Below are 14,751 nucleotides of genomic sequence, written 5' to 3' on the forward strand. Positions count from 1 at the left end.
AAATTGAATTTCGTCGTTTTTTATTTATCGAGTTGTCGAGTTAAAAAAACCTGCCATTAGCTCATTGTGACACGACAAAACTCGTATAATCCAGATTATGAACGAAAGATTAATACAAATAAATCTTATAAAAGTCGGTTCAATTTTAATATTTTTCCAGTAATTATGCAAACTGAGTATAATACAGGGTGGTAATTTGGGGATCTTAATGATTTTCAATGCTGTTTAAAAGCAAAAAAGATCAGACTTTCATCTGATCTTTTTTGCGAAGAAGTTTAGAGATTGCGCTTAAATCTTTCTCCCGATAAAAAATGCATAACCATAGAATTCTTTGTATTTGTTATACATCTCCACTTCGTGCCTCATCTCATCTACCAGGTTTTCAGCATTCAGGTTACCAGGATGCTTCTTAAGGAATTCCTCCTGAATAAGACTTTGGGGATCGTAAAAATTATCCAACCAGCAATTTTCGTGAAGTGTGAATAGTGCAACTGGAACATATCCGGCTTTTTGCATTACATTTACTTTATTGGAAATGGTGTCAATCTCTGGGTATGCGGCCTGCCAGTATCTTTCAATCTCTTCCGGTCTTGATTCAGTAAACCAGCAGGCTTCCGTGACAGCAAGATATCCACCCGGTTTCAAAAACTTTTTCCATTCATTCACTCCCCTTTCGAAGCCAATATTGTAGATTGCACCCTCAGACCAGATCAGGTCGAGTTCATTCTCATTGAATGGCAGATTATCCATTGAACCGGCAATTCCTTTTACCCGATCCTGTAAATTCAGTTTCTCAGCATTCGAATTAAAAATCTCAATGAATGCGGGAAAAAGGTCAATACCGGTAATACTTCCGGGACTGTTCTGTGCCAGGATCATTGTTTGTCCTCCTGTTCCACAACCGAGATCTGCAATCCTGGAATCTGGGTTAAGATTATTTATGAAACTCAGGGCTTTAAGTGTCGCTTCAGGACTTCCGGGGCCCTGTCGTTCAACACCCGCAAAATATTCGCAGATTAGTGCAAAATCAAACTCGTGAATGGATTTATCTTCGTTGTTCATGGTGTTCGTGTTATTATGTTTTTTTAGCCACCCATTTCAAGTGGCGTGGATACTCTTCAGATATGAAGCGATCCATGATTATTTACACTGCAAATTTAATATTTTCTCCATGGATCGCAAACTCTATCTACTCATTAATAAAAGCATCATCCCGCCCATCATAACAACACCGCCTATCATATATGGCGCATAACCCATTATTCCGGAGTGTTCACTGTGATCCATCATGGCTTGCTGTTCTATGAATATTTCTATCGGGATTTGAAAATGCTCGCCGTTAATGGAGTGTATTTTAAAACCGATGAGCTTTGAATCTTCAGTATCAATTGTATAGGAAGCGGAATATTCACCGGTGAGATTCTGATTAAGTTTTGTTTGAGAAGACTCAACTTGTTTGTTTTCGTCGCCTGTTATGAACCAAACTTCTGCCGAATCAATGTTATGTTTAGTTTCCCGGTCAATTATGTTGAGTGTATAGTTGATTTGTCCGTTTAACACAGGTGCAGGAAATTCGGCTATAAGACTGTAATTCGAAACAAGTACCTCCTTGATTCTTGGATTCATCGATGAATTTTTGTTTCCTTGACTGCCATGCTCCATGCCTCCCATCATTCCCATCATACATCCTTCAAAAAGCAAAGATGTAATTACAATTAACAGAATTATCGTTTTCATTTGGGTTTTCCTTTGAGTTACAGGTATCTTAATTAATACTCAATAATCATCCGGTATGTCCAATATCGTATCTTGTGATATATGGAAGCGGGCATACCGGAAGAGTTTAACTATCAGATTTCCAATTAATGGTGCCCATGATTACCCGATGATTCTTTTGTTTTAAAATGTAACATCATATGCCCCTGCGGAACAGAACCACCATGTCCACCCATATCCCCCATACCTCCCATATATCCTGATTCCATCATGCCTCTACCAATATGTATCATATAGCTAGTATTTGGTTTTAATAATGAATCTGGAGTAAATGTGCATAATTTATTGCCATCAGACCAGGTAAACCTTCCTCCAATAGCGTGATATTGATCCATATGATTCATTTTCGATGTATCCCTCATCGACATACCCATATTTGAATGATTCATCAGAGAATCAAAACGGCAGTTTGAGTCAGTAAATTCGAATTCAGAAATCAAATGGAGATAATTCTCCACCAACAATGGATCAACGGGGTCGGCGAATTGAATTTGAATCTTTTGATCTACTGAAACGCCTGCCTGATTATCAGTTGGGGTGATTGTGAAATTTGCAGATGCATTGGAGAGAGCATCGTGGGGATTTGAACTCATCCTGGTGCATCCTGTTAAAAACAGTAGAACAGGAAGAATTAAAGAAAGTGAAAATATTTTTATTGAAGTTTTCATTTGTTTTGTCTTGTTTTTTAACATTAATAGTATTGTTATTTAACTTTAAACCCGTTTTTAATGAGGTTTTCTTTCGCTTTTTTAAGCGTTACTTGTTTTAGTTCCATTTTGCAGATTGGGCATTTTCCGGCTTCATCCGAAATCACATTCCAGTCCATCTGATCTTGATAAACTTTACCATCTTTATTTTTATCAATTGACTTTAGATCGATGACACCTTTTCGGATAATCGGATTTTTCTCCGTTTTATCCATTTTCACGGTAACTTCATTCTTTTTGTCCGTCTTTTTATCTTTTGAATGCGCGTGATCGTGTCCTTGAGAATAGACATTAATGCTTAGCAGTCCAAAAAGCATAATAAAAATGCTTAAATATTTGATTGTTTTCATTTTGTAATCCGTTCAGGTTAGTTAATGATTGTTGTGTTCGTCTGATTTTTTATTTGATTTTTTCGCCGAAGGTTCCTTTTTCGGTTGATCTGATTCTCCATGTTGATGCCCTGAAGGCATACCCGATTTTAGCTGGCTTTCTGAATCGATAAGGAAACCGCCGGAGGCTGCAACTTCTTCATTCTCTTCCAAGCCTTCGAGCACCTGATACTTATAGCCAAATTTGCTTCCTATTTTCACATCACGCCCCTCAAACATACCGTCAGAAGCTTTCACCCATACCACGGTTCTTTTACCTGAGAATATGATTGCCTCTGCAGGGACTAATAAACCCTCACCAGAAGAAGTCGAAAAAATAGTCTCACCATACATTTGAGGCTTCAATTTTCCACCTTTATTCACAAATTCACTTCTTACCTTAACCGTCCTCGTTTTGGAGTTTACGACGGGGTAAATGAAGGTCACTTTTCCCGTGAACTCTTCCTGCGGATATGCCTTTAAGGTTAATTTAACCAAGGAACCAAGCCTGGCTGAGGCTATGTCTTTCTCATTTATTTCCGAGATATTCCAAAGTGTTGATAGTTCAGCTATGTCAAAGATTGATGTTCCCTCATTAACATACATCCCTTCCTGTACTTTTTTTTCGATGACCGTTCCACTAACAGGCGAGTAATAGGTCAGGATATTTTTAATCTTGCGAGTCTGCTCGACCTCTTTAATTTGTGCCATTGTCATCCCAAAGAGTTCAAGTTTGTTTTTAGCAGCAGCTACTAAAGAACTGTTATCAATCTGTTGCACACCGGTTAAAGCGATAAGGAAATCATTCTGTGCCTGCACCAGATCGGGACTGTAAATTTCGAAAAGAGGTTCTCCTTTTTTTATGTATTGTCCGGTTCTATCCACATATAGCCTTTCTATCCTGCCACTAAATCTTGCTGATATTACTTTTCTACTTTGTTCGGCAAAATCCAGGTAACTGTAAACAGAAATTTCCTTGTTTAGTTTTTCGCGTAAAATCTTTACGGTGGAAACATTCGCCAAAACTTGCTTTTTCCCTGTAAGAGTAACCATTTTGTCCATGTCATATTCGTTTCCGCTGGTGGGTTCTTTTACTTCTTCGGTTTTCTTGATTAGATCCATACCACAAATAGGGCAAGCTCCTGGCCCTTCCAGCCGAACCTGAGGATGCATTGTGCAAGTCCAGTATTCCTTTGTCGTTGGTTTTTCTTTCTTATCATCCTTCGAATTTTCGCTCTCCGAACAGCCGATGAACAAAAACGACAATAAAATCAATGTTAGTAATGAGTATTTAATTCTTTCCATCTCGGTATTCCTGATTTTCTTTTATACCATTTTGCATTTAATATTCAGTTATTTTTCCACCAACCATCATCTCAATTTCTGCCAGTGACATTTGCGTATCTGCCAGCGCCATGTAATAATTCATTTGAACCATTAACATCATCCGATAAGAATCGATGACCGCAGTTATATTACTTTTATTGTTCTGATAAGCAGATATCTGGGATTCAGTGGTTTGCCTGGTTAACGGAATAATTTTTTTGTCATACAATTTTAACAATTCAGACGCAGTTGAAAACTTCACTGTTAATTCTCTCAGTTTAACACCCATTTCTCTTTGCATATTTGTCTTTTCATAAATAATACTGCTTATCCCCGCGGCCAGTTCTTGCGATTTCGCTTTGTATTTGTTTACCGACCAAGGTGCAAATGGAAGGTTAATAGAGACCATTAAAGAATACATAAACTCCACTTTGGAATCAAGCATCCCCAAATCGGACTGCGAAGTAAGAATCATCCCTTTTGGCATCACCATAAACATACCTTGAAGCATCAAATCGGGAATTAACTCCCGTTCATTTGCGTCAATCATTGCGCGATTCATATTAATCATATTATCCATTTTTTTCAGCGTGGGATTGATCTCAGAAAGCATGTTTTCAAGTTTTGTTTGACTCATTGTCAATTTTATATCCGACATCTCTTCCGGGATAAAAATCACAGATTCATCTAAATTCCTGCCAAGCAACCCGTTCAACCGGTAGTTTTCCGCATCTTTTTGTTTTTCGAGAATAAGCAATTGTGTTTCATTTGTTGCTATTTCGCTCTGAATTGTTAACAGGTCCACCTGATTGATTCGATTAATGGACAAAGTGATCTCCATCGACTTCATCAGATCAGAAAGAAGCTGAATACTTTTCATCTGGACTTCAATTTTGCGGTCAATAAGCCACAAAGTGTAGTATGACATTTTTATCTTCCCTATAAGATTGACCTTATACTCGGCAAAACTATCCCCTTCAATCCTGGTATTTCTTCTCTCAACTTCAGTCATGGCACCGAGTTTGTCGCCCAGGGGAAACATCTGCGAAACACCTAAATTAATCGATAGAGCCTGGGTTGGGAAAACGGGATTTAAGATGGGAACCTGAGAAAACTCCAGAGATGCATTAGGTGCGGGATAATTGTTGATAGATTCGGCCTTGAATTCCGAGGCTTTAATTTTGAATTGCATCGCTTTTAATTGTGGGTTATTCGTAATCGCTTCTTCAATCAATGAATCAAGCGATTGCGCATCTGCTACCGTATGCAACATAATTACTGATATGACGAATAAGAATAAATTCTTAAGATAGCCGTATCCTAAATTCATGTACTTAAACAATTTCATTAATCTGTCTCCTTCATCCAATCAGCCATTTTTGATATGTCAAGTGTCCCTTTTTTAAGAGCGTGTTCTTTCATCATGGCAAACAAAATTGGAGTGACCACAAGAACATGTACTGCTGATGTCAGAAGTCCCCCTATCATTGGAGCAGTCAGAGGTTTCATTACATCTGCCCCTGTGCCTGTTGACCACATGATGGGGACCAACCCAACCAGAGCTGTTGCAACGGTCATTAATTTGGGACGCAATCTGAGGACAGACCCCTCAACAGTAGCATCATAGATATCTTTTTTTGTAATCGGACCTCTCCTGCCCTTGTGATAATCTCGTAGTTTTCTGTCCAAGGCTTCATGCAGATAAATTACCATAACCACACCAGTTTCAACAGCAATTCCATAAAGGGCGATAAAACCAACCCAGACAGCGACTGAAAAATTATACCCCAGGGCGTAAACCATATACATTCCACCTATAAGTGCAAAAGGGACTGATAACATAACTACGCCCGCTTCAACATAATTTTTTAAGGTCATAAACAGCAATAGAAAAATAACCAGGAACACGACTGGCATTATAATTTCCATAGTCTGTTGAGCTCTAACTTTACTCTCATATTGCCCACTCCAGGCATAGCTATATCCCGGGGGCAATTCCAAATTTTCTTCAATTACTTTCTTTGCGTCCTCCATAACACTGCCCATATCCCTTCCCCGAGTGTTCATAAAAACAATGGAACGCAACATTCCATCCTCACTACTGATCATAGGAGGACCGGTTAATGTTTTAATTTCAGCCAGTTCAGAAAGAGGAATATATGCTATATTATTCTGATCAGTGGATGTAAGTGATGAGTTATTTCCATCATCAACTACCGAAGGGAGTACACTTGCATTGCTGGTTTTACCCATTGAAGACATCCCCCCACCAGCCGAATTCCCACTCTGAACGCCACCTGATGGATTCATACCCGTGGATTCAGCTGACATTCCACCCGCTATTGCAACGGGGACAATCAGATCTTCAAGTTCTTCAATACTGCTACGGTAATCTTTTTGAAAACGCATGCGGATAGGGAATCTCATTCGGTCTTCAATTACAACTCCAAGATTTTGTCCGCCAATAGCTGTTTCGATTATATCTTGGATGTCCGCAATATTTACCCCATATCTAGCGGCAGCTTCTCTTTTAACTTTAATATCCAAATAATAGCCATTTTGTACCCGCTCAGCCACCACGTCTGCTGCTCCATCCACTGTCTTAAGCAGTTGCTCAGCCCTGATCGCATACTCTTCGAGAGTATCCAAATTTGATCCAAATATTTTAAACCCTACATCAGTTCTTACACCGGTTGAAAGCATGTTTATTCTGTTGATAATTGGCTGTGTCCAACCGTTTCTCACTCCTGGTATTTGAAGTTTTTCATCCAACTCGGCAACTATATCCTGCCTTGTAATACCGGGGCGCCATTCGCTTTTGGGTTTTAACAAAATTATCGTTTCGATCATACTTAAAGGAGCATTATCTGTTGCTGTCTCTGCCCTTCCGGCTTTTCCCAAAACATGGTGTACTTCTGGTACGGCTTTTATTATTTTATCCTGTTCCTGAAGAATTCTGTTCACTTCTGTAATCGATGCTCCTGGAAGTGTAACAGGCATGTATAAAATGGACCCTTCGTCGAGCGGTGGCATAAATTCACTTCCCGTATCAAGGATCATGGGTATTGTAATTAACAATGCTATTAGATTAATCGCTATTGTTATTTTACGATGTTTCAGCACCCAGTGAATAACCGGTTCATAAAGTCTTTTGAAAAATCTGGTGGTTGGATTCTTGTCTTCAGGTTTGAAATTTCCTCTCATAAGCATCGTCATCAATACAGGTATCAATGAAATAACCACGATCGCCGAGCCAAGCATGGCAAATGATTTTGTGAACGCCAGGGGTTGAAACATCTTCCCTTCTTGCCCGGTGAGAAGAAAAACCGGCAGAAAGGAGACCAAAATAATCAGCTCGGAAAAAAAGATCGCTCTACCTACTTGTTTGGCAGAATCAATCGAAATTTTGGCGTATTCTTCTTTGGTGAGTGTCCCTTTTTCTGAAATAGCTCTGGCTAAATTGCGGTATGCGTTTTCAACCAGCACTATCGAAGAATCCACGATTACCCCGACCGCAAGTATTATGCCCCCCAGACTCATAATATTTGACGAGATATCGAAGATATACATCAAAATAAAAGCAATGAGAATAGAGATCGGAAGTTCGATAAGTATTCTGATTATACTCCTGAAGTGCAACAGAAAAATCATTACCATTATTGCAACTGTTATTGAGGCTTCGATCAAAGCTCTTTCCAAAGTGCCCACGGCTTCATGGATTAGTGTGCTTCTATCATAGGAACTTACTATCTCAACTCCCTCAGGTAACCCCGGAGTTATCTCTTTTATTTTCTCTTTTACTCGTTCAATCACTTTTTGAGCATTTTCACCTGTACGCATTACAATGATACCGCCAACAGCTTGGCCCTCACCATTCAATTCAAGAGAACCTCTTCTGATATCCCCACCCAACTGTACTTTTGCAACATCTTTTATCAAGACAGGAATACCGTTTGGACCCCCTCTAATAACTGTGTTTTCTACATCCTCTATTGTTTTAATATAGCCCTGTCCCCGCACAAAGTACTCAGCATCATTTACTTCTAATATCTTACCACCAACTTCATTGTTACTTCTTTGGACAGCATTTACTACATCGCTGACGGTTAGATTATAACCACGCAGGTCCGTTGGGTTAACATCCACCTGATATTGTTTTACATATCCTCCGATGCTGGCAACTTCGGCAACACCATCCACAGCAGACAATTTGTACCTGACATACCAATCCTGAATGGAACGCAAAGTTCCTAAATCCTGGTTGTCCCCTTTTAATGTATACCAAAATACATGGCCAACTCCTGTTCCATCCGGACCAAGAGATGGCACCACGCCGGATGGCAATTGAGCCTGGATAGTGTTCATCCTTTCCAGCACTCTGTTCCGTGCAAAGTAGAGATCAACATTATCTTTAAAGATCACAAATACAAAAGACATCCCAAACATGGACGAAGCTCTAACAGCCTTTACGTCAGGTAAGCCCTGAAGCCCGGAAACAATTGGATAAGTAACCTGATTCTCAATTATTTCAGGTGAACGGCCCATCCACTCCGTAAAAATTATAACTTGATTCTCGGAAAGATCAGGAATTGCATCCACGGGAAGATTTATTACGCTATATATTCCAACACCGATAATCACTACATAGATTAGAATAACAAAAAAACGATTATTCGCCGACCAATCAATAATCTTCTCTATCATTACAATTCTCCTCTACTCGAAGTCTGCATGATTCTGTGATCTATTTATTTTTGGGGAATTCGCGAATGGAATATCGGGGTGAGGTGCTCCTTTCCGCTTTTCAGAAGTGAGTATTAAATAGCATGTGTATAACACGATCCCGACTGCAATCAGGTAGAGAGAAAAAATTGAAAGTTGAATTAGCATATTCCAAATCTTTTAAATGATTATGCTATTGTTCAACAATCATGCCATATTCAATTACGGCGGTTTTATTGCTTTTTTAACTTTCCTGGATCAGGAGTATTAAGAAAATTTAATAAATAATTAAAATATTTAAAAATCGTTTTCAATTTTAAAACTCTTAATTTTGCTGTATAATGTAGGCAATGATATCCCAAGTGACTCTGCAGATTTTGTTTTGTCCCACTTAAAATGGTTTAAAACTTTTTCGATGTGCCGGCGCTCAATCTCTTCGAGACTCAGTAGCACCTCTCCCGATCTCTGCTCTTTATGTTTTTTTACTAAAATATTCTCCATTAGGAGCATATCACCTTTGGTAAGTACAATTGCCTGCATTAGCAAATTTTCCAATTCACGAACATTTCCGGTCCAGGAGTATTCCTGCAGATATTTAATCACCTCATCGGGAATTTTTGTTACTGTCTTATGAAGTTCCAAATTAATTTTCCTGACAAAGTGGTTAACGAGAAGTGGAATATCTTCTCTCCTTTCTCTTAATGGTGGCAATTCAAAATTGACCACATTCAATCTGAAATAGAGATCTTCCCTGAATTTTTTCTGTGTAACCAATTCTTCCAGATTGTTGTTTGAAGCTGCAATTATCCGTGCTCTCATCGGGATTGTATCATTTCCACCAACAGATTCAAATTCTCTTTCCTGAAGGACTCTAAGAATCTTTGCTTGCAGGTTAACAGACATTTCCGATATCTCGTCGAGGAATATTGTTCCCTGATCAGCCAATTCGAACTTTCCTTTTTTATCTTTGACTGAGCCGGTAAAAGCACCCTTAACATGACCAAAAAGTTCACTCTCCAACAAGGACTCAGTAATGGCTGTGCAGTTAATCGCAACAAATGGATAATTCCTGGTAACTCCTCCATAGTGGATTGCCTTTGCTACCAACTCTTTCCCCGTTCCGCTCTCACCTCTGATGAGCACAGTTACCCTGTTATCGGAAACTGAACCAATTTTCCTGAATATTTCTTTCATCTTTTCAGTTTTGCCAATAATCGTATTTTCTACATTTACTTCTGATTCTGTGGATATCACTTTTATTGTCTCACTCAATCGCTTGTTTTCAAGGGCTCGCTGGATGGATATTCTTAACCTTTCCGTTTCTATCGGCTTCTCAACAAAATCATAAGCCCCCTTCTGTATTGCTTGTATCGTGGTAGACATGTCATCGTGTGCTGTAATGATAATTAAGTGAATCGACAATTTTAATCTTTGAAGTTCATCCAAAACTTCGAGTCCACTCATTTTAGGCATTCTTATATCAGAGATGATAAGATCGGGATTTTCGGATAATGCTAGCTCAATCCCCTGCCTGCCGTTTTCTGCCGCGATTGCACTGAATTTCCACCTTCCCAACAAGTTAACCAGTGATTCCCTTATTGATTCATCATCATCGATAATCAATATTTTTTCCATTGCTTAACTCCTCTTTACGGGCATTATTATCTCAAATTCAATCTGATTTTCTTCAACGAATCTAACCCTTATTTCACCATGATGTTGTCCCACTATATTCCTGGAGATCGATAACCCCAATCCAGTACCGGAAGCTTTATTGGTATAAAATGGCTCAAAAATTTTCCTCAAGTCGGGCATTTCAATGCAACTGTTTTTAATCTTTAAAGTGAACCTGTTCATCTCCTCTTCAACTTCAGAAATCAGTACTATTGTTCCATGCTCTTCGCTTGCTTCAATTGCATTATCAAGCATATTAAGCAGTACCTGTCTCATTTTGTCGGAATCAATTTCCACTTCAACAGCCTCCACTTTGTTATTAACTTCTATATTTCTCTGATTCAATTTGATTCTAACCTCTTCAATGATGTTCTCAGTAAACCGATTCATCATCACATTGGAATAATTTAATATATATACCCGGGACAACTGTAGAACATCGTTGACTAAACCATTCATTCTGTTTATTTCTTTCTGAATAATTCTAAATGATGAGTTATCCTCCTGCGATAAAACCAGAGATTCCATTAACATTTCAACATTTAGCTTTATTGATGTGAGTGGCGTCTTTATTTCATGCGCCAAAATGGTTGACATCTTCCCAAGCGCCGCAAGTTTTTCCGAATGAGCAAGTTCTCTCTCCAACTTCTTTAAGCGGGTAACATCAAGTCCCACAAAAAGGAAACCTGATGCATCGTAATCTGGTTGTATTTTTGAGAAGGATAAGAGAATTATTTTTTCTTCGATTTCACCGGGAACAGCAATTTCTTCGTTATTTAGACCCTCTTCATTACTCGATTTAACCATCTGCCCCAATATTTCCTTACCAGCAAAGACCGGGAGAGTGTCCAACTTTTTTCCCTTTATGTTCTGTGGGTGGTCGTTTACGAGGGCTTCAAACTGTTGGTTTATTTCCAGGATTGTAAGATCTTCACCAACCAGAGCAATCGAGGCAGCAGATTTGTCAACGGCGTTTAATAAAAGGTTTATCCTATTCTCCTTCGCAGTGAGTTCCAGAGCGTTTTTCTTTAACGAAATTGAGAGTTTGTTAAAAGCTGCTGAAAGCTCTCCTATCTCATCATTCGACGGGTATTCAAATTGAACACCCAACTCACCCATCTCAATTTGGACGGCCTGTCTTTTAAGTTTTCTCAGCGGGTTGGAGATAATCTGAATTACGGCAAATGTCATACTCAGACTAACAATAATCCCTACAAACAAACTGATTAGAAAGTATTGGATGAGATCAACATTTGAATCAATACCAAACAAGATTTTCCCCAAGGGTATTTGTATAACCAGTATTACGATCGGTATGATAATTATTGAACTGAAAAACATCTTGCGCTTGATGCTAAAATGTTCGATTTTATCTATTGTGGCAGGGAACATGTTGTACTTGCCAATACTGATTCCGGTAAAAAGAATCACTCCTGAAAGAAATGCCAAAGGGCTTACTTCAACCAAACTATAAAAACCATAAACCCACGGTATAAGCAGGCCAAATGTAAATGTAAAAAGATTTGTGATGACCACACCAAGAAGAAAAACTTTCAACTGGCTTTTTAACCTTACATCGTTTTCTTTAGATATTTTTTGAATAGTGATAAATATTGAATAAACAATAAGAACTATGTACCAGACTAAAAAGAGGGGATAAGCCTTCTTAAAATGAACTTGAAATGTACCTGAGTGAGAGTGAGATACTTCTATGAATGATCCTGACCATAAGAGTACCAATATAATTATGGATGGCACTAAAATAAATAAACTCTCAAAGATTCCTGATGTTTTTTTCTTGGATAAATCCATTGACAGGAATGTTGTCGTAATAAGTATCAGAAGCAAAAAAGAGTGGCAAGATATGTCAAGAATTGTTACATCCTTGTTATACATTAACAAGAAATGTATCCCGTGCGATATAAGATATCCAAAAATCAAGAATAACAACAGGATTAGGAGTTTACTTGTCCTGTTTCCTGTATCCCTTTTCCAGATTACAAACAGAATCCCGGCAGCACCTATAAAAGTAGCTACCAAAAAGAGAAGATGGAAAAACATATCTTGCATTTTTGGGTCTGCTTATTTAATTTTTAGAAAGTATAATAGATAAATTAACAAATTTTTCCAAAATATTTCGAGAAGTTTATTTTATTTAAGGGAAAATATCAGAATAAATGTTTTTGGAAGGAAAAAATAATACAAAAAAAGACCTGATTTCTCAGGCCTCTTTTTCCGGCGGAGAGCCAGGGATTCTGCCAAAGGCATCCCTTCGGGAGAACCACCGAGATCAGATATATTTAAAACAAAAAAGATCAGACTCTCATCTGATCTTTTTCCAGCGGAGAGCCAGGGATTCTGCCGAAGGCATCCCTTCGGGAGAACCACCGAGATCAGATATATTTAAAACAAAAAAGATCAGACTCTCATCTGATCTTTTCCAGCGGAGAGCCAGGGATTCGAACCCCGGATACCCGTGAGGATATAACGGTTTTCAAGACCGCCGCATTCAACCACTCTGCCAGCTCTCCATATTTTCGTATTCCCGAAAATTTAGACCACAAATATATTATTTTTTTCAATTTCCGACAAATATTTTAAACTGCCTGTAAAAAATATCCGACAGTTGTTACTCTTTGAGTGTGATCCCAAACAAAAACTACATTTTTTTTGCATTTTACACCTTGGATAATTAAAAGCAATTAAATAAATTATTATATTCTATGCAGAATAAAAGAATTTGTGAAACCGTAAAATGGCCCAAACTTTCGATGCAACCATGTTATCTACTTTAAAGAATTTGATCAGTTCAAAGACAGGCCTGATCGAATTTGGCAAGGATGACATAAAACTTCAAAAATTCTTCAATTCAAGGATGAAAGAGCTGAAGTGTCAATCAGCGGAGGATTACTTTAAGCTACTGTCGGGGTTCGGAGAGGCCGGCAATGAAGAATTAAAAAAGATTGCAGTTGAACTCTCAAACACGGAGACTTTCTTTTTCCGTGACCACGGACAGATGTCCCTCCTGAGAGAAAAAATCCTTCCTCAACTTATCGAAAAGAATAAACTCACCAAAAACCTCCACATCTGGAGTGCGGCATGCTCATCAGGAGAGGAAATCTACTCGATAGCCATGATTCTGCACGAGCTTCTTCCCGATATAGCTGACTGGAACATTGAATTGACGGGAACTGATATCAACATTCAGGCTCTTGAGAAAGCCAGGAAGGGATTATACACACACTGGTCGTTTAGATCGGTACCCGAGTCTGTAATACGGGAGTATTTTACACTTGCTAAAAGTGTTTATCACCTTAAAGATAAAATTAGAAATCTGGTCTCCTTCAAATATTTTAATCTGGTTGCTGACATTAGTGAATTTCCCGGAACTACCAAAGACAGATTCGATCTGATCATCTGCAGAAATGTGTTTATATATTTTAACCATGACGGAATAGAAAAAGCTGTAAATAACTTTATAAAAGCGCTTAAGCCGGAGGGATATCTTCTTACCGGCCACTCAGAACTGGCAAACAGGCATTTTCCGGGACTCTCGCTTATCCCTTTCGAAGATTCATTCATTTACCGGAAAGTCGATTCAAAAATAGTGTCGCGATCAGCACTTACTGCCAAGCTGAAAAGCAATCACTCCGGGGTCGTTTCCGAGCCACCGTTTCATCTCCCCAAAAAGAGAACTGCTGCAAAAATCGATTTACCTGCCGATCCTGAGACTCCTTCGTTTGATGTACTGCTACCTCATAACGAGTTGAAAAACGAAACTGACCTGCTTGCGCTTGCAAGGATGAAGGCGAATTCAGGAAGACTCGATGAGGCAAAAAATCTTTGCGACAGACTTAATGAACAAGACCCTTTCAATCATGATGCTTATTTCCTTCTCGGACAAATTGCCAACGAACAGGGAGAACTGGAGAATGCAATAGCTTTATTCAATAAAGTATTATATTTGAATCATCAGTTTTTTCCGGCTTCTGTCGAACTGGCATCCATTTACGACTTCCTCGGGGAAAAACAACGGGCTCAGAAGTGTCGGAGTATGGCTCTCGAGCAGCTCGTGAAGCTTGACCCTGAGGAGACAATTGCCTTTTATCAAAATATGAAAGTGGCGGAGATAATTGAAGAGATTAAAAAAATGTCATCTCACTGAAACAGTGGCAAAA

The 14,751-nt window shown here is 38.7% G+C and carries 10 protein-coding genes and 1 tRNA gene; 1 reads left to right on the forward strand and 10 read right to left on the reverse strand.

The genetic code is table 11. The features are described from left to right. Positions 1 to 288 precede the first annotated feature (288 nt). The 10 genes from J0L60_15320 to J0L60_15365 form a co-directional block, all read right to left on the reverse strand. Positions 289 to 1,062, reverse strand: a complete 774-nt coding sequence (locus J0L60_15320; protein ID MBN8547499.1) for a methyltransferase domain-containing protein — start codon at positions 1,060 to 1,062, stop codon at positions 289 to 291. A 123-nt stretch (positions 1,063 to 1,185) separates the two neighbouring features. Beyond that, a complete protein-coding gene (locus J0L60_15325; GenBank protein MBN8547500.1) occupies positions 1,186 to 1,737 on the reverse strand; it encodes a hypothetical protein in 552 nt (183 codons plus the stop codon). A gap of 125 nt (positions 1,738 to 1,862) precedes the next feature. After that, on the reverse strand, positions 1,863 to 2,444 hold the full coding sequence (locus tag J0L60_15330; protein MBN8547501.1) for an Ig-like domain-containing protein: 582 nt from the start codon (positions 2,442 to 2,444) through the stop codon (positions 1,863 to 1,865). A gap of 35 nt (positions 2,445 to 2,479) precedes the next feature. Further along, on the reverse strand, positions 2,480 to 2,833 hold the full coding sequence (locus J0L60_15335) for a hypothetical protein (GenBank protein MBN8547502.1): 354 nt from the start codon (positions 2,831 to 2,833) through the stop codon (positions 2,480 to 2,482). A gap of 21 nt (positions 2,834 to 2,854) precedes the next feature. Next, positions 2,855 to 3,973: an efflux RND transporter periplasmic adaptor subunit gene (locus J0L60_15340; GenBank protein MBN8547503.1), complete on the reverse strand. Its 1,119-nt coding sequence runs from the start codon at positions 3,971 to 3,973 to the stop codon at positions 2,855 to 2,857. A 220-nt stretch (positions 3,974 to 4,193) separates the two neighbouring features. Next, the gene (locus J0L60_15345) at positions 4,194 to 5,525 is read right to left on the reverse strand and encodes a TolC family protein (GenBank protein ID MBN8547504.1); all 1,332 of its coding nucleotides are present in this window, start codon (positions 5,523 to 5,525) and stop codon (positions 4,194 to 4,196) included. Further along, positions 5,525 to 8,881, reverse strand: coding sequence for an efflux RND transporter permease subunit (locus tag J0L60_15350; protein MBN8547505.1), 3,357 nt, complete (start codon positions 8,879 to 8,881; stop codon positions 5,525 to 5,527). Before J0L60_15350 ends, J0L60_15345 begins: the two co-directional genes overlap by 1 nt. A 315-nt stretch (positions 8,882 to 9,196) precedes the next feature. Beyond that, positions 9,197 to 10,534, reverse strand: coding sequence for a sigma-54-dependent Fis family transcriptional regulator (locus J0L60_15355; GenBank protein ID MBN8547506.1), 1,338 nt, complete (start codon positions 10,532 to 10,534; stop codon positions 9,197 to 9,199). Positions 10,535 to 10,537: 3 nt separating this feature from the next. After that, entirely contained in the window at positions 10,538 to 12,643 is a 2,106-nt protein-coding gene (locus J0L60_15360) for a HAMP domain-containing protein (GenBank protein MBN8547507.1), read from the reverse strand. A gap of 374 nt (positions 12,644 to 13,017) precedes the next feature. Continuing rightward, positions 13,018 to 13,104 (reverse strand) — tRNA-Ser (locus tag J0L60_15365). Between the two features lie 248 nt (positions 13,105 to 13,352). On the opposite strand from J0L60_15365, the gene J0L60_15370 reads away from it, so the two are divergent. Then, on the forward strand, positions 13,353 to 14,738 hold the full coding sequence (locus J0L60_15370; protein ID MBN8547508.1) for a tetratricopeptide repeat protein: 1,386 nt from the start codon (positions 13,353 to 13,355) through the stop codon (positions 14,736 to 14,738). Positions 14,739 to 14,751: the final 13 nt, after the last annotated feature.

Source organism: Ignavibacteria bacterium, from assembly GCA_017302895.1.
Lineage (GTDB): Bacteria > Bacteroidota > Ignavibacteria > Ignavibacteriales > Ignavibacteriaceae > UTCHB3.

What these genes read in the sequence shown, in the direction of transcription:
- J0L60_15330 (MBN8547501.1), bottom strand. Translation starts at nt 2,444, where the DNA reads ATGAAAACTTCAATAAAAATATTTTCACTTTCTTTAATTCTTCCTGTT.
- J0L60_15370 (MBN8547508.1), top strand. Translation starts at nt 13,353, where the DNA reads ATGTTATCTACTTTAAAGAATTTGATCAGTTCAAAGACAGGCCTGATC.
- J0L60_15340 (MBN8547503.1), bottom strand. Translation starts at nt 3,973, where the DNA reads ATGGATCTAATCAAGAAAACCGAAGAAGTAAAAGAACCCACCAGCGGA.
- J0L60_15360 (MBN8547507.1), bottom strand. Translation starts at nt 12,643, where the DNA reads ATGCAAGATATGTTTTTCCATCTTCTCTTTTTGGTAGCTACTTTTATA.
- J0L60_15345 (MBN8547504.1), bottom strand. Translation starts at nt 5,525, where the DNA reads ATGAAATTGTTTAAGTACATGAATTTAGGATACGGCTATCTTAAGAAT.
- J0L60_15350 (MBN8547505.1), bottom strand. Translation starts at nt 8,881, where the DNA reads ATGATAGAGAAGATTATTGATTGGTCGGCGAATAATCGTTTTTTTGTT.
- J0L60_15355 (MBN8547506.1), bottom strand. Translation starts at nt 10,534, where the DNA reads ATGGAAAAAATATTGATTATCGATGATGATGAATCAATAAGGGAATCA.
- J0L60_15325 (MBN8547500.1), bottom strand. Translation starts at nt 1,737, where the DNA reads ATGAAAACGATAATTCTGTTAATTGTAATTACATCTTTGCTTTTTGAA.
- J0L60_15335 (MBN8547502.1), bottom strand. Translation starts at nt 2,833, where the DNA reads ATGAAAACAATCAAATATTTAAGCATTTTTATTATGCTTTTTGGACTG.
- J0L60_15320 (MBN8547499.1), bottom strand. Translation starts at nt 1,062, where the DNA reads ATGAACAACGAAGATAAATCCATTCACGAGTTTGATTTTGCACTAATC.